Source organism: Paraburkholderia bryophila, from assembly GCF_013409255.1.
Classification (GTDB): domain Bacteria; phylum Pseudomonadota; class Gammaproteobacteria; order Burkholderiales; family Burkholderiaceae; genus Paraburkholderia.
Genome location: NZ_JACCAS010000002.1, coordinates 2862321 through 2878331 on the forward strand (window position 1 = coordinate 2862321; position 16011 = coordinate 2878331).

Sequence of the window (16011 nt, forward strand, 5' to 3'; positions counted from 1 at the left end):
ACGTGATGAAAAAAGCGTGCTGACGCGAATGAAGCCCTCAAAGCTGCTCGTTCATATGCTCGAGAAAGGCCTGAATGACGGGCTCATTGCGTTTGAAAAACACCCACTGGCCAACCCGCTTCGACGTGACGAGGCCCGCGCGCTGCAGTGCCGCGAGGTGCGCCGACACGGTGGACTGCGACAGACCGCAGCGTGCGTCGATCTTGCCGGCGCATACGCCGTGGTCGAGCGGCAACTCCTGATCGGCGAAATGCGCGTACGGCTCCCGCAGCCAGCCAAGAATCTCCCGGCGTAACGGGTTGGCCAGCGCTTTGTGAATCGCGTCGATGTCGGGTGTCGTTCGGGTCGGTTTCATGGTTGTCAACAACACGCAGGCCTGGAACGCCGGTTGGCGTCCATGCATCTGCATCGCTACAAGACGAATCATATATCGTATTTTGACGATATGCTTGAAGACACTACTGTCTATGTGGGCGATAGGTGTCGACGCACAACAAAGCCTGCACTTCGGCGGATGCACGTTTTATGCGCAAAAGAGTTCACACTTTGTGTTGCACATCGTGGAATTTTTCGGTGGATAACGCTTCAACCTGCTTTCGTTTTTACACCGCGATGACGCAGCCAGCGAAGCGGAAGCAGCCCTGTAGAAAGAGCGTCGCGCAGGCGATTCACTTCGTCCAAATTAACCCGTTGAATCACGTCCGTATTTTCACGCTCGTCAACACGCATCCAGGGGAATCATGAGTCGACGTGTCTTTGTTGCTGCCTTCGCTGCACTCTGTTGCGAAATGCCGGGCAGGGCCGCGGCGTTACTCGTGCTTCGCGCGTTCATGACCGCCCTGAACACCTCGATATCCCTGATCCTCATAACCTGTGCTTATTGACTAAATTATTTCCGATGTTGATGAAATCTCGGGCGAAAGTAAACTGCAGTCGTCAATACGCCACCAGGCAATCACCGAGAGCATGATGACAAGTCATACCCAGAAAGCGCCGCAGCCGTTTTGCAGCTTGTCCCTGGTTGGGTGGGAGGCCGTTACCGGAAATCCGATGCCCGATCGCCTTGCCGCCTAGCAGGCTGTTGAATTTTGGTCCCGTGTAAGCGGGGTTTGAGGGACGGGCGTTATGGATATCGTGTTCATGATCTTTGGCAGCGGATGCGATGCGCGGAATGGATGAGATGCAGGAAACCCTGTTCACGACGGTCAAGCTGGAGGACTTCGTCCCGGCAGATCACCCGTTGCGACCGATCCGGGTGCTGGTGAATGATGCGTTGAAACGGCTCAACGGGCTGTTCAGCGTCATCTACGCGGACACTGGCCGTGCCTCGATTGCACCTGAGAAGCTGATGCGAGCGCTGCTGTTGCAGGTGTTCTACTCGGTGCGCAGCGAGCGCATGCTGATGGAGCAGATGCGCTACAACCTGCTGTTCCGCTGGTTCGTCGGGCTGGCGATTGAGGACGCCGTGTGGGACCACTCGGTGTTCTCGAAGAACCGAGACCGGTTGCTGGAGCATGAAGTCGTGGAAGCGTTCTTCACCGAAGTCATGAGCCTGGCGGACAAACGGGGCTTGTTGTCGAGGGACCATTTCTCGGTGGACGGCACGCTGATTCAGGCGTGGGCCAGTCACAAGAGCTTCCGCCGCAAGGACGGCCCGGAGGATGGTCCGCCCGCCGGCGGTGGCCGCAACGCCGATACTGACTGGAGAGGCGAGCGACGTAGCAATGCCACGCACGAGTCGACTACTGATCCGGAGGCGCGATTGTTCAAGAAGAGCCACAAAAGCCCGGCCATCCTGTGCTACCACGGGCACATCCTGATGGAGAATCGCTCAGGGCTGGTGGTCGGTGCCGTGGTTAGTCACGCGGATGGTTTCGCCGAGCGGGCCAGCGCGTTGCGATTGCTCGATTGCGTGCCAGGCGCTCATGCGAAGACAGTCGGTGCCGACAAGGCGTATGACACCCGTGACTTCGTGAACGATTGCCGCGCTCGCAACGTGACACCGCATGTCGCGCGCAACGATGAGCGTTCGGGCGGCAGCGCAATCGACGGGCGCACTTCGCGGCATGCGGGCTACCGGACCAGTCAGATCATCCGCAAGCGTATCGAGGAGCACTTCGGCTGGGGTAAAACCGTCGGTCGGATCCGGCAGACGGTCTATCGCGGCATCCGGCGAGTCGACCAGCACTTCAAGCTGACGATGGTTGCGAGCAATCTGACCCGCATGGCGCGAATGCCAGGTGTGGTGCCGCAAGGAGCGACGCGATGAGCCGCCACGGCATGGCGAATGCACGGCGCGCCGCCTGCGCGCACGCGCATTGCCTACAAAAACCACCGTGCGAACCCGCAATTCAGCAGCACATCGCATTTGGAAGCCTCGTGAACACTGCTCCCGTCTTCATGACGGGGCGCTTTTCAACAGCCTGCTAGGTTAGCAATACCAATGTCATGCGTTTCCGCATGCACGTCATTCCGCAAGTTGACAATGCCGAATCGTGTGAATTCACCGATGTGCGGTCGTCGCGTTGGGGGCAATCATGATTGAATTTTCAGACAGCACGGATCGCAAATGGACCGTGTCGCTGATCCAGACCAAAATGATCCCGCCACGTCTGCCGCCGGGCTGCGTCCGTCGGTCCGGGTTGATTGAGCAACTGGGTCGGCGACCGCCGCGCAGTGTAACGGTCGTGACCGCCCCGGCGGGTTTCGGCAAGACGACCTTGCTGGCTGAATGGAGTGAAGCGCTGTCGGAGCAAAAATACCCGGTTGCATGGCTCAGCCTCGATGATGAAGACGATGATCCGCAGCAGTTCGGTGCCTACCTGGTGGCGGCATTGTCCCGCGCGTCGGAGGACATTGGCTGGCAGGCGCAACAACTTCTGGATAACGATGCGCTGACCCCCATCAGAACGGTCATTTCGGTGCTCCTGAATGGGATCGCCGCATGCGGCCGCTGCGTATTCCTGGTACTGGATGATGCCGACCGCCTGACTGCGAAACCGGTTCTCGCGATTGCGTCGCGTCTGCTGCAATATGCGCCCGACAACATGCACGTGCTGCTCGGAGCGCGCGGCGAACCTGCCTTGACGCTCGGCCAGCTCAGGGCACCGGAAAAGCTGATGCGAATTAATGTCGACGACCTCCGTTTTTCGATCGACGAGGCGCAGGCGTTCTTTGACCAGACAGGTACACGGCCGCTCGACCGTACCAGTGTCAAGTTGCTGAACGAGACGACTGAGGGGTGGGTGGCGGGCTTGCAGCTGGCGTCCCTTGCACTGACTCAGGCGGGAGATGCGGCCCGGGTTGCCAGTCACCTTGCCGGAAGCGGCTCTGGGATCGATCGCTACCTGAACGATACGGTGCTGATGCATTTGCCGCCGCCCATGCTCAAGTTTCTGCTGTACACGTCGATTCTTGAACGGCTCACCCCTGGCGTATGCGATGCCATCATGGGCGATGGTGCTGAAAGCGGGAAAAAGCTGGACTGGCTCGAACGGCATAACGTGTTCATCCGGCCACTTGATGAACCACAGGTGTGGTACCGCTATCACGCACTGCTGTCCGACGCACTGCGGCGCCGCCTTATCCGCCAGATGCCGCAACAGGTTGCTTTGCTGCATCACCGTGCAAGCCAGTGGTTCGCAGGTGCACGTCTTTGGCCCGAAGCAGTCCGACATGCCTTGGCCGCAGACGAACCCGAGCAGGCCGCGCAGTGGGTTGAGAACTGCGCGATAGAGAGGTTGGAACACGGTGAGCCATACACGTCGCTAGGTTGGATCGAGAAGCTTCCGGCGAATGTGGTCCACGGACGGCTACGTTTGCGTCTCGCCAAAGCGTGGGCACTTGCACTCTCACTTCAGACAATCCGTGCCTCGACGGAAATCGGTGCTGTGGTGGACGAATTTAATCGGATGTGTCACGCACATAGTGCCGTAGTCGACGAGACTGCGTTGGCGGAAGTGAGCGCGGTCGGCGCATTGATCGCAGGCGTTAGTGACGATAGCGAACGTGCGCTTGAACTCGGGCGCGCCACAGAAGGCTCAATGGCGCCTGTGGCACCGTGGGTAAAGCGCTACTCGCAAATAGCCCAATTTTTTGGTTTGATATATCGGGGAAGGTTTGATCATATCCTTGGCATATGGGAGATCGTTAAAAACGGAGCGGGGCATGGTGAGGACCCGAGCTACTCCGATATGTTTCGACACGCGATGTACGGTCTTGCCGCACTTATATATGGCGAGCTTCGTGACGCAAAGCGAACGCTCGAGGCGGCGGTCCGGCATACGGAAAATGCTTTCGGTGCGTCATCCTCCTGCGCGGTTGAGCTGGCCGGCCTACTTGCATTCGCCTACTACGAGTGCAACGAACTGTCTGAAGCACGAAAGATGATCGCAGGTCGCATGAGCATTGCACTGGAGACTACCCATCAGGGTGGCTTGATACGCCACGTGCTTTGCGCTGCCCGCCTGCTGTGGCGCGACGGGGAGACGGGCTCGGCGCTGGCTATTCTGGAGGACGGTCGACGGGTTGCAAAAGCCCGGCAGTGGCTACGCCTCAAGCTGGCGTGCGATGCCGAGACGGCAAGATTGCTCCTCGACGACGGCAACGTTACCCAGGCCAGGCAGATCGCCGACGAACTGAGCATGAATGTTCCAAAGATGTGCGAAGGGCGGATGGGGTCCGCTGTGGAAACCTGGACAAGCTACTGCCTTGTGCAAGCCCGCGTTCTGATTGCCGAGAATCTAAGTGATAAGGCCGTCAGCATTCTTGTGCGTTTGCTGGATACGCTGGCTGCTCTATGCTGGCGTCCTGCCGAGGCTCTTGTTTCCCTGCTGCTTTCGCGCGCGTTCGATCAACGTGGAGAGTCTGAGAAAGCGCTCACCGCGCTCGATCGTGCGCTGCGCATCGGTGGGGCGATTGGCATGATCAACAGCTTCGTAGATGAAGGGCAGCCGGTGCGCGAGTTGCTACGACGGTTTTGCCAGGTCTCAGGAGAGGACTCGTTTGCGGAAATCGCTTACGCAAACAGATTGCTGGCAGTTTTCGATGAGCTTGATCATTCGCGATCTGCATCCACCCGGTTTGTCGAGGTCGTAACGTCGTCGGATACGCTGAGTGCGAGAGAGCTGGAGATAGTCACCTATGTTGCCCGTGGCCTTTCGAACAAGGAAGTGGGTCGAGCGTTGAAACTGGCACCTGAGACGGTCAAATGGCATATGAAGAACATCTTCGAAAAACTCAACGTGAACTCGAGAATCGAAGCCGTACAAACGGCGCTGTCACGTGACTGACCCGATGACCAGATAGTGGCAAAGACCGCTGTGTCCCAGAACACGGTGGACGGAGCTTGGGCAATGCCGCTAGAGTGCGAAGTGTTGCCGGGTACGAACAGACGCACTGCAGGTTTCAAAAATCGTAGCTACTGCTCAAATAGAAAAGGCGCCCAGGCTGTAGCTCCACGTCCCTCAATGCGTAATCGCCGTACAGCCTGTGATTGAAGACGTTCTTGACGCTCAAAGTGGTCGACCAGTGTCGCGCGCGGTAATACAGGCTGGCGTCGGTACGGGCCTGGCCCGGTACCGGATGCATGGCCTCCTGACTGTCCGTCGCGTTGTATCGGTTACGTGCCCATATGCCGAACCCCATCCCCCATCCACGCAATGGCTCACTCTGAAAGTCATAGGTCGTCCATAAGCTCGCAACGTGCGCCGGCAATTGCCCCCATTCGTCGTCCGGAGTTTGCAGGTTGCTGTAGGCATAGCTGGCAATGACGTTCCAGCCCGGCAGCAAGCGTCCGGTCATGTCGAATTCGACACCGCGATAAGCGAAGTCCGGCGAGGTCACGTAGAAGCCAGGATGAGTCGGATCGACCTGGACGGGATTCGATTGCCGGCTCCGGAATAACGCCGCCGTCGCGGTGAGCCGGTCGTCCAGCAACGCGAGTTTCACGCCTGCTTCGACAGAGCGGCCAACCCTCGGAAGCGGTGCGCGTCCGTCGAAAGCGGGAAAGGTGTACTGCGGTTCGAAGCTATGCGTCGCGTTTGCATAGACGGTAACGGCATCGCTCATCCGGTAGGCAATGCCGATACCCGGTGACCAGTTTGCCGCGCTGTTCGATGCAGAACCGGGCAGGGCATGAGTCGTCCAGACGTAGCTGCGCGCCAGATTTAGCAACACGCGTAACGGTCCCCATGCAATCTGGTCCTGCACGTAGAGCGTTGCCTGGACGTCTGTCTCGGTTGGAATTTTGGCGATGTCCTGCAGTTCGATCGACGGTAACTGCGGCGATGGGAGCGCGGCGGCGCTCGCCGGTCCGTTTCCGGGCATCTGCGCGTACCGGTCCGACGACCATGCAACGCCGGCCAGCAGCGTGTGTTTAACCGAGCCCGTGTGGATCTTCATCTGGAGGTTGTTGTCGAGGCTGATCTGGTTTTGCCGGATCTGATCGGTCTGCGCGTTGAAGATGCCGACCGACGAAGTACCGGGACTGAGTTGGGCGAGTGCGTAAGCCTTGAAGTCTTGTCTCGCCGCGTCGTACCGGGCCTTGCTGTGAAAGGTTAGCGATCCGGCGAGTTTGCGCGTGTAGTCGTAGTACAGCGACGTGCTGTTCGACATGAAGCCGTCGTCGGGTCGACCCAGCGGCGACGACGACTGCAGCGGCCCGCCCGGAAGGAACAACGAAATCGGCGCGACCGGTACCCGGCTCGTATGCTGCTCGAACCCGACGACGACGCGCGTCTGCACGTCCTGCCAGCCGATCGACGGTGCTACGTAGAAGTCGCGTTGACCGTCGTAGCCGATGAAGTTCCGATCGGCGTGTTCGGCGGAAACCACAAAACGGTAGGTCAGTTTCCCGTCGTCCAGAATCGAACCGGCCAGATCGAGTGAGCCTAGCCAGTCGCCATATGATCCGGTCTGCACGGTCAGTCGATGCACCGGATCGGCCTGTGGCGTTTTCGTGACCACGTTGATGATGCCGCCCGGGTCCATGCTTCCCGCGAGGATCGAATCGGCGCCCTTGAGCACTTCCACGCGCGACAACGCAACGGCAGGCAAGGAGAGCGGTATGTCGCTCTGCGTTAGCGCGACCGGCAGGCCGTTAATCAGCACCGGTGCCATGAATCCACGAATGTAGGGCGTGCCCTGCGCCGTGTAGGTCTGAGCGCGCTCGATCGTCATGCTGCTGACGTTCCTGAGCGCATCCGTGACGGACTCGTCCCGCTGGCTTTCCAGCACGTCCGGCGTGAGGACCTCGATCGATTGTGGAATGTCCGCGATAGGGGTGTCCGTTCGTGTGGCGAAAGACGACGATCGGGCGGCAAACCCCAGATCCTCCGTTGCTGCTGGAGCTGTTACCGCAATCGTCGGCAGAACGGCGAGGGCTTCGGCGGCGAGCGGCGGGGCAGTACCTGATTGCGCCGGCAATCGCTCGATAACGTAGGTGCTCTCGTTGCGTTTTTGAGCCGTGAGCCCGGTGCCCTGCAAAAGACGATCGAGTGCCTGAACGAGCGTCAGCGTACCGGACAACGCCGGTGCGTCATGATTCGCCGTGAGCGCGGCCGGCGCCAGAATGTTTACGTTGCCGTCGCGTGCCAGTTGAGAAAGAGAGAGCGCCAGGGTTTGAGCAGGCAGGTCGACGGTCGTCTGCGCATGAGCCGCGATGCTGACGAAGTTCAGGGTGCCCAGGAGCACCGCCAGCATGCATCGCTCAAGCATCTTCCTCGTCTTGCTGGCTGTCATTCACTGTCTCATCGATGCGTTGCGCAACTTATCGCGTGTGGCCGAAGGCTGACGAGAGGCAGCGTGCCCCGTCGACGATCCGCATCCGTAGCCGGATGGCTCGCGTCGAACGCTTTTGCTTCGGGGATAAGGTCTATCGGCGCGACGCAACGACTGCGGTACCGTCCGGCTTCACGGTCACCGTGACGGGCGCGACAGAGGGGAGGGTCTTGAGCAACTGGTCCGGATCGGCAATCGAGAATCCACCGGTCACGCGAAACGTGCCGGCGCGTGGGTCGGCGAGCACGATGGGCTGCGCTCGATAGCGTTGCAATTCCTCGATGACATCGCTAATGCGGGTCGCGTTGAAATCGAGGCGTCGGTCCGTCCAGTCGAGCATTGCCGACACGGCCTGAGATCCGGTGACCGGTACCACCGCGGTCCCATTCGTGCGCAGGGCTTCGTGCGCGGTCAGCAGCGCGGGTGGCGCACTGGAGGACGACGTGACCGACACTTGTCCTTCGAGCACCGCCACGCTTACGCCGGAATCGAGCAGTCGGACGCTGAACTGCGTGCCGACATCGCGGATCTCGGCCGTCCCGGCATACACGTGAAAAGGGCGCAGCGCGCTGTGGTTGACGGAAAAAAGTGCTTCGCCCCGCTCCAGCGTCAGTTCGCGCGAGCGCAGACGATTAACGAAACGAATTGCCGTATTCGTGTTGAGCAGCACATGGCTTCCGTCGTCGAGATCGAGCGACGATTGCTGTCCGATGGAGGACGACATGTCCTGCCGCGATTGCACGGGATTGATGACCCAGACGGTCGTCATCGCCATCGCGCAGCACGCTAATGCGATGCCTGGCCAGAGACCGGGCAGGCGCGCCGTACGCGCAGGTTCTGTCGGGCGAGGCGTGCGATTGTCGACCTGCCGGGGATAGCGGCTACGCAAAGCGGCAAGGTTGGTGTCCACCGCGCGGTCGGCGGCCTCAAGCTCGGCCAGGTAGGCGAGCCGCTCCGGGATCTGGCCGGCCCAAGCCTCGATGGCCGCGAGGGCAGCCTTTTTTTGCTGCGTATCGCCGAACTTCGCGGATGAGAACAGATCGTCGGCGTGATCGCGCTCAGACTGGCTCAACGGCATGGGCACGGCGATCCGGGAAGTAATTCATGCGTGACACAGGTGTTATCGCAGCACGGCGCGGCACTCGCGCATCGCTTGCACCAGGTATTTACGGATGACCGTTGGACTGATGCCCATTTCACTGGCTGCTTCTTCATAAGTCATGTGATGCAGTTTGCAGAGGACGAAGGCTTCCCGGCAACGGGGCGGCAGCGCGTCGATAATCGTACAGAGTTCGTTGACGGCCTGGCGACCCGCGAGCGAGCGTTCGGGCGTGAGTTCGGAGTAAGCGATCCGGTCGAGGTCGTCCTCGCTATCGTCGACCGATCGCCACGACACCCGGGAGACTCGGCGGCCGCCGTCGATCTGCAGATTGCGTGCAATACCGAACAGCAAGCCACGGGGCGAGTGTACCTCATGGCTTTGCGCATAACGCAGCGCCCGTTCGAACGATGACTGCGCGACGTCGGCAGCGTTATCGGTATCGAGTTCGCGAGTCAGCACCCGCTTCAACTCGTAATAGCCGCTGACCAGTTCATCGAAAAGCCCCTTAGCCAAGGTAACTCCAAACGGGTGCGACAAAGCGCAGGGTTGAGATATCGGTAGGCGGATGTCGTTGCCATGCGGTGATTACATGAATGTGACATCAGTGACGTCGACTTTTACGCGGTCAGACTTTTTGTGTCAAGCGGCGCTGCCGCCGATAGAGCGCCTGGCTCTATCGGCGGCATCAACTACACAGAAATGCCCGCTGGCGGGCGTAAGTTATGAACCCGCGAATGCCGGTCCGTTTTTCTGCCTGAGATAGCGTTCGAGGTCATCGAAGCTGACGTAGCCGCCGCCTGAACGATCGATGTCGTGGAAGTGATCCGCGATATAACCGAGCCCCGCCTGCTTCGCTGCGGCCTGCGTAAGAAGGTGCGTGGAAGGGTCGGCCGCCTCGGTAAAGCGACGCTTCAGATTCGCCAGTACCTGTTCCCGTAACGCTTGTCCCTGCGGCTCCGGAACGACGGTCCCAGCCGGGTCGGGTGGCGGCGATACGAGCCGGTCTCCGACCTTGAGCAAACGTACCGGTGCTTGCCCGTCGGTCACTGCTGGAACGCTGTATGGGGTTGCCTGGACCAGAGAGGCCGACATCAGCCCCATCGCGATCAGAATGGTTTGTGCACAAAGAAATTTCATCGCTGCCTCATTTCAATCGAAGTGATCGGAATCGATACCGTCTTAACGCGCGGCTACGCTTGCCACCGATGCCGTGCCGAAGAAGCGGTCTATCGCCTGTTTCATCGGCTGCCGCGAGTCTTTGGTCAGGTAGATCATGTGACCGCCCGGGAACGCCTTGACGGGGACGGTTGGAGCCAGACCCGCTCCCTCCAGATCAAGCTCGCTTTGATGGAGCGGGCAGGCCAGATCGTGGTAGCCGTGAAACACCACCACCTTCAGCTTCGGATCGAGCGTCAGTGCGTCGGTCAGATCGGGTAGCGATGTCGGGTGATTGGACTTGTCCGCTCCGTGCTTCCAGTCCCACATGTCGATTGGATCGCTCGGCTCCAGCGCATAGGTCGACTTGCTTGTGTACCCGAGGAAATTCGGCAGGAAACCCGTGATTTCATTCTGGAACGCGAGATCGTTGTAGCTTTGAGCATCGTATGTGGCGCTCGCCGGAATGGTGACCATGCCGTTGTAGCGATCCATATGCGTACCGTCATCGCCCAGGCCGAGTTGCGCAATCATGCTCGCTTCGAAATATTGAGGCCGCATGTTGAGGCTGGTCGACCATTCGACATTGGTCAATCCAGTCTTTGCGGCGAGCAATCCGAATAGCGTTTGCTGGTCTTGAGTAAAGGAACCGGGCTCGCCTGGGACAGACTTCCTGCTCGCCGTGCTCCGAAGATACGGCGATAGCGCGGGAACCCAATACTGCGACGAGAACAGGCGCATCTGATTCACATAATCAGGAAGCGTTGCCGTTGCGGCAAGCGGGTCGGTCGCGACTTTCTTCGAGTACGCGACGGCACCGTAGCTCGGAATGAACCCCTCACACGAGAAATTGCCAGATCGCTCGCAATTGGTCTTGTAGCTCAGGATCGGCGAATTCAGTATGACGCCGGTCAATGCCGGTCCGCCTTGCCCGGAACTACCCGCCTGCTCGAGCAGGTCTGCGACGATCGGCGTACGGATGCCGCCGTAAGACTCGCCGTACAGATACTTGGGCGAGGTCTGCCGATGGTTAGCCGCAATGTACCGGGTGATGAAGTCGCGGAACGCTTTGGTGTCCTGGTCCACGCCCCAGAATTCCTGATTCGTGTGCGGAGCGATCGCCTCTGAAAAACCGGTGCCCGGTGCATCGACAAAAACCAGATCGGTGTCGTCTAGCATGCTCACGTCGTTGTCGACCAACGGGAAACTCGTGGGCTGCGTTTGCAGTTGATCCGGCGTAAAACTGGCTTCGTCCACCTTGAATGTCTTCGGCCCCCATGAGCCTAGATGGAGCCAGATCGTCGACGAGCCCGGACCGCCATTCCAGAAGAACGTCACGGGGCGCGTGCCGAGCGGCTGATTGTCGCGCGTATAGGCGACGTAGAAAAACGAGACCTCGTTGTCGGCCGGTTTCGATGCATCGGCACGGGGCGCAATGGCCGTCAGATGCCCCGCGGTCGCGGTGTAGTTCACGACCTTGCCGTTAAGGGTCATCGTGTGATGGGTGATGGCTGCCTGGTCGAACGCGCTGTTTGCGGGAAGGCCGTCGCCTGCTGCCGTGCTGTATGTATTGGGATCCGCATAACGCTGGTCGGCGAGTGCTGCGGCACTGGGGCCCGGGGCGGGTGATTGTGCCGTTTCGGGCACGGCACCCGCAGGCTTGTTGTCGCCGCCACATGCGCTCAGCAATGCAACAGCAAGACTGAATAGGCATCCGTAGCGTGCGCAATAAACGACCCTGTTGACCATTCTTGAACCTCGTATTTGTATTGAGTGTTTATAAACGGCGTCCCTACGATGCCTGCCTGTCATGGGCATCGCGTCTCCAGCCGCTGTGAGGTAATCCGACATCTACGTACGACCACGGTCCCGCTTTGCAAAGTCATGCGGTCGTGCATTAAAGACGAGCGGCGCAAGAAAGGAGACCAGTTCGTCGGGAAATTTTTTTTGCCCGACCGATGGCACGACCCATTGCATGAACGCAGCAGAAAAAATATTTCGGCTTCGCCTGGTCCTTTATCGATCGTCGTGCGTCTTTAGCTTCATTGCAGATCTGGCGGGTACGTAGTGCGCCGGTTCTCCCTGGCACAACAAGATCAAAGACCATCGCAGGAGAGCAGATGAAGCATCAGGAATGGCTACCGTCGTATCTGACTCGAAAGAGCTTCGCGCCCATCCTCGTGGCGCTGATGTCGCTCGCCGCGTGCGGGGGTAACGACCTGCCGGGTGCGGCCAGCAAGGCATCCGGTAGCGGTGCCGCGATCGCGCCGCCGCAGACCGTGACGACGACGCCCGAACCGGCGCCGTTCAAACCGCCTGTGCCGACGCCCGGCGTCGGCGCGCAGTTTGCGAATTCGCCGACCGGCATTCCTTATCCTCCGCTCAGCACGCTGTATCCGGGGCACAACGGGCCGACGGTGGACGACGGCATGGTGCTGCCGTGGCTCTCCATGCGCGCGCCGAAAAGATTCAGTGCGACGGTGCAGACGTCTTTCGATACCGATCACGATGGCAAGAAAGATCGCATCGCGCTGCGCATCGTGCAGCCCGCGGAAGTCGACGAAGGGTTGAAGACGCCGGTCATCGTCCGGCCGTCGGTCTATTACGCGGACCCCGACTATGCCGCGACCGAACGGGAGCCATTCCTTGGCGAAGCGGAATATCTCCGGATGGGATTTACCGTCATCTATGCGGATTCGCTCGGTACGAATCTGTCGGACGGCTGCTGGTCGGTGATGGACTCGACCGAGGGCGAAGCGATGGCTGCCGTCGTCCGCTGGCTCACCGGCGACAAGTCGGCGCCGGGGTTCGACGACAAGGACAATCCTCTTGGCGCTAGCTGGTCCACGGGACACGTTGCGATGGAAGGGATTTCATACGGCGGCACGCTACCTTCGATGGTCGCCATTACTGGCGTGCCGGGTCTGGAAGCAATTGTTCCGGTCGAGGGGATCAGCAACGGCTACGACTATTTCCGCTACAACGGCGTGATATCCGATGTGATCGGAACGATCAGCCTCACCGACTACCTGTCTGCGGAAAGCTCGACGCGTACCGCAAAGGCATGCGCACCGTTCCAACGGGAACTGTCTGCTCGATCCGACGACGCGACCCTCGCGTACAACGATTTCTGGAAGGCGCGCAATACGCTTGCGCATGCCGACCGGATCAAGGCGGCGACCCTGGTCACGCAAGGGCAGGACGACAACAACGTCAAAACGAAGAACGGCGTGCAGCTCTACAACGCGTTGTACAACCTGAAGAAGCCCGTACAGCTATGGCTGCATAGCAGGAACCACGACGATCCGGTCTGGCAGAAGGAATGGGCGAAAGAGGTTCTGCTCTGGTATTCGCGTTACCTGTTCGGCGTGAATAACGGCGTGGAAACACAGCCGGCCTATGCTCGCGAAACGCCTGCGGGCGACAAGCCCACCGGTGGCAGCAATACGAGCAACAATCCGGATAGCGGCGACAACACGCTCATCGGTCACTGCAAGGACGGTCATAACCCGAGGGACTGCATTCCGACGGGCGAGCTGATCGTGAAGGAGCAGGCATGGCCCGCAACACAAGCCGTTGCCTACTATCTTCGCGGTGACGGCAAGACGGGCGGGTTGTTCACGCCGGTCTCAACGGATGGTGCCGACAACAAGGCAATCAGCTTCGACGGCACGCATCCGGTTTCGTACGAGAGTGCGCCGCTCGTCAACGCAACGCGGTACGCCGGCGTCATCGCGATCGCGATGACCGGGAAGTTCTCACCGGCGGTGACCGATATCAAGGCCACGCTTTCCGTCGACGGTACGCCGGTCACGTATGGCTGGGCGAATCCTCGCTTCTACAAAGGCCTCGATCAGGTCGCGACGATTACACCGCGCTCGAACTACAGCTTTTCTCTGGAGATGATGCCGCGGGATTTCACTGTGCTGCCCGGCAGCAGGATCGAACTCAAGCTGGAGGGTTTTCAGGGGAGTGCGCAGGTCACGCTCGCGCTGGATCGGACGGCGGTAAACATGCCGGTGGTACCGGTGGCCAACGTGATCGAAGTGATGAAGCTGAACTGAGGCGGAAGCGGGCCGCGTGAGCGGCCCGCAAGACGAGCTGGACGGCTCTGTCACGTAGGCGGAAGTGAAAGTCAGTATTGCAAGGAAGCGTAGCAATCCCGGCTCCAAAGCGTGATTCAATGAACGCAATGGACAAGGAGTGCCGATGATGAACCGAACCCTGATGTTGGCGTTAGTTGCAGTAGCCGCCTTGTGGACGACAGGCAGCGAAGCGGCACAACCTGCTTACTCTTACGCGACAACGGTGCGCCTCGCCGACGGCAAGACGCTGAATTGCGCTGTCAACGAGTCGGTGGATGTCGCGCACGTGTCGAGCGAGCCCCTGACTCGTCGCGAACAGACGGAAGCTGACGTGCTGGCTACGCAGCGGCTGCGTCTGCTGAGCGGGCCGACGTCCGAGTATCCGTCCCCTTACACGGCGCCCAATGTAAGCTGCGGAGCGGCCGGCTGAGGCCCGATTGAAACTTGGCTGAAAGCGGGCTAACACTCGCGCGCCAGCAAAAACGGCTTACCGCGCATCGTGGTCGTGGTCGTGGGCGGCGCTCGACGTATCGACCAGGCCGCCCCGCCGTGCCGGTTTAAAAACGGGTTCGAATGCCGCTCGTCAGTTCGAGCTGGGTATTCGCGCCGAACGTGGTCGCTTCCGTATAGCCGCCGTGCAGTTTCATGAAGTCGCCCGCCAGGTAGACTTCAGTGCGTTTCGACAGATGGTAGAAGGCCGACCAGTAGAGGGTCTCCTTATAGCCGTTGCCGACACCGTTGGTCATGCTGAAATCGCCGATGTTTGCATTCGGCGTGAAACCGTCGGTATTGTTGGCCGCATTGTGAATGCGCATTTGCTGGTAACCGACTTCATAGTCGAACGCACCTTTAGGCGCCAGCTTGAGCGATACCGTCCACGCGTTGTCCTGACGCTGGCCGAGCGCCCCCTGGTTGCCCAGGTATCGGAAGTAGCCGGCATTGGCACGCAAGATACCGTACGTGTAATTACCGCCTACCGAGAATGACTGATTCGTAAAGCCGTCGCGGTTGGCGTGGCTATAGAACGCCGACACGTTGAACGGGCCGCCGTTATAGCCGAGCGCGGCCTGGTAATTCGAGTCGACGCCGAAACTGGTGGTGTTGCCGAACGCGTAGCCCGCACTCGCGAAGATGCCGTTGTCGAACAGCTTCTTCCATGCGACGCTGTTGTTATACCGGGTGCCGGTCGCGCTGCCCGCGTAGAAGATCAGTTGCTTGAAGTTGTTGGCGTTGGTCCAGCCGCCTTCTTCCGTCGTGAGTTGCGCGCTACCGTACGGGTCGCCGTAAATGGTCGAGGCGTCACGCGCGATCGTGTTCTGGAAACCTACCGTGATCTTGCCGAACGTGTCGTTGACGATCCCCACCCACGCATCGCGGTCGAAAATCTGACCCGGATCTTCCATCTGACCATCGCTCATCCGGTATTCGCTTTCGAGCCTGAAGATGATCTTCGAGCCCGCTCCGATGTCTTCGGCACCCTTCAGGCCCCAGCGGCTACCGCTGAACCAGGGCTCGCCGCCCACGCCCATGCCGATCACGTGGGCACCGTTAGGGCCGGCGTGAGAGACATAAGTGGGTGCACTGAGATCGATGAGACCATACAACTGGACGCTCGACTGCGCATGCGCGTTGGCCGCGGCGAGCGTGCCGGCTGCAACGGCTAAGGCCTGGTATTTCTTCTTCAAGGTTGTCTCCTGAACTTGCTGCGTTGAATTTCTGTTTTTCACTCGCAGTACCGGCGGTATCGACACTTCACTCGCTGCGATGCCGAGCGACTAAGTGTCATCCTAGTGATCTCAATCCTTCACGCTCCTTTCCTGAACGATTTGGATCGCTAAGTGATATCCCTGATATACACGACGAGCGCAGCGCAAGTGGCAGACGTCCTTG

The 16011-nt window shown here is 59.8% G+C and carries 11 protein-coding genes; 4 read left to right on the forward strand and 7 right to left on the reverse strand.

Annotated elements, in window-relative coordinates:
- Positions 1 to 37: 37 nt before the first annotated feature.
- Positions 38 to 355: an ArsR/SmtB family transcription factor gene (locus GGD40_RS33725; protein WP_035562994.1), complete on the reverse strand. Its 318-nt coding sequence runs from the start codon at positions 353 to 355 to the stop codon at positions 38 to 40.
- An 807-nt stretch (positions 356 to 1162) separates the two neighbouring features.
- Between GGD40_RS33725 and GGD40_RS33730 the strand changes: the two genes are divergently transcribed.
- Both GGD40_RS33730 and GGD40_RS33735 read left to right on the forward strand, forming a co-directional pair.
- On the forward strand, positions 1163 to 2269 hold the full coding sequence (locus GGD40_RS33730) for an IS5 family transposase (protein WP_373565298.1): 1107 nt from the start codon (positions 1163 to 1165) through the stop codon (positions 2267 to 2269).
- Between the two features lie 268 nt (positions 2270 to 2537).
- Positions 2538 to 5291, forward strand: coding sequence for a LuxR C-terminal-related transcriptional regulator (locus GGD40_RS33735; RefSeq protein ID WP_179746640.1), 2754 nt, complete (start codon positions 2538 to 2540; stop codon positions 5289 to 5291).
- A gap of 115 nt (positions 5292 to 5406) precedes the next feature.
- Here the strand turns inward: GGD40_RS33735 and GGD40_RS33740 are convergent, their stop codons facing one another.
- The 5 genes from GGD40_RS33740 to GGD40_RS33760 form a co-directional block, all read right to left on the reverse strand.
- Positions 5407 to 7740, reverse strand: a complete 2334-nt coding sequence (locus GGD40_RS33740) for a TonB-dependent siderophore receptor (protein WP_179746642.1) — start codon at positions 7738 to 7740, stop codon at positions 5407 to 5409.
- 133 nt (positions 7741 to 7873) lie between these two features.
- Entirely contained in the window at positions 7874 to 8857 is a 984-nt protein-coding gene (locus tag GGD40_RS33745; protein ID WP_179746644.1) for a FecR family protein, read from the reverse strand.
- A gap of 42 nt (positions 8858 to 8899) precedes the next feature.
- Entirely contained in the window at positions 8900 to 9394 is a 495-nt protein-coding gene (locus tag GGD40_RS33750) for an RNA polymerase sigma factor (protein ID WP_179709618.1), read from the reverse strand.
- A 207-nt stretch (positions 9395 to 9601) separates the two neighbouring features.
- Positions 9602 to 10018 (reverse strand): hypothetical protein, encoded by a 417-nt coding sequence (locus GGD40_RS33755; RefSeq protein ID WP_179746646.1) that lies wholly within the window; start codon positions 10016 to 10018, stop codon positions 9602 to 9604.
- A gap of 42 nt (positions 10019 to 10060) precedes the next feature.
- Positions 10061 to 11854 carry a S10 family serine carboxypeptidase-like protein gene (locus GGD40_RS33760; protein WP_179746648.1) on the reverse strand — a complete coding sequence of 598 codons (1794 nt, stop codon included), beginning with the start codon at positions 11852 to 11854 and terminating at the stop codon, positions 10061 to 10063.
- A gap of 302 nt (positions 11855 to 12156) precedes the next feature.
- Between GGD40_RS33760 and GGD40_RS33765 the strand changes: the two genes are divergently transcribed.
- Positions 12157 to 14100: a CocE/NonD family hydrolase gene (locus GGD40_RS33765; protein WP_257030658.1), complete on the forward strand. Its 1944-nt coding sequence runs from the start codon at positions 12157 to 12159 to the stop codon at positions 14098 to 14100.
- A gap of 145 nt (positions 14101 to 14245) precedes the next feature.
- A complete protein-coding gene (locus tag GGD40_RS37140; protein WP_179709003.1) occupies positions 14246 to 14551 on the forward strand; it encodes a hypothetical protein in 306 nt (101 codons plus the stop codon).
- Between the two features lie 127 nt (positions 14552 to 14678).
- On the opposite strand, the gene GGD40_RS33775 is transcribed toward GGD40_RS37140, so the two are convergent.
- Positions 14679 to 15806 (reverse strand): porin, encoded by a 1128-nt coding sequence (locus GGD40_RS33775; RefSeq protein ID WP_179709612.1) that lies wholly within the window; start codon positions 15804 to 15806, stop codon positions 14679 to 14681.
- Positions 15807 to 16011 lie beyond the last annotated feature (205 nt).

What these genes read in the sequence shown, in the direction of transcription:
- GGD40_RS33760 (WP_179746648.1), bottom strand. Translation starts at nt 11,854, where the DNA reads ATGCCCATGACAGGCAGGCATCGTAGGGACGCCGTTTATAAACACTCA.
- GGD40_RS33730 (WP_373565298.1), top strand. Translation starts at nt 1,163, where the DNA reads ATGCGCGGAATGGATGAGATGCAGGAAACCCTGTTCACGACGGTCAAG.
- GGD40_RS33725 (WP_035562994.1), bottom strand. Translation starts at nt 355, where the DNA reads ATGAAACCGACCCGAACGACACCCGACATCGACGCGATTCACAAAGCG.
- GGD40_RS33740 (WP_179746642.1), bottom strand. Translation starts at nt 7,740, where the DNA reads ATGACAGCCAGCAAGACGAGGAAGATGCTTGAGCGATGCATGCTGGCG.
- GGD40_RS33735 (WP_179746640.1), top strand. Translation starts at nt 2,538, where the DNA reads ATGATTGAATTTTCAGACAGCACGGATCGCAAATGGACCGTGTCGCTG.
- GGD40_RS33755 (WP_179746646.1), bottom strand. Translation starts at nt 10,018, where the DNA reads ATGAAATTTCTTTGTGCACAAACCATTCTGATCGCGATGGGGCTGATG.
- GGD40_RS37140 (WP_179709003.1), top strand. Translation starts at nt 14,246, where the DNA reads ATGATGAACCGAACCCTGATGTTGGCGTTAGTTGCAGTAGCCGCCTTG.
- GGD40_RS33745 (WP_179746644.1), bottom strand. Translation starts at nt 8,857, where the DNA reads ATGCCGTTGAGCCAGTCTGAGCGCGATCACGCCGACGATCTGTTCTCA.
- GGD40_RS33765 (WP_257030658.1), top strand. Translation starts at nt 12,157, where the DNA reads ATGAAGCATCAGGAATGGCTACCGTCGTATCTGACTCGAAAGAGCTTC.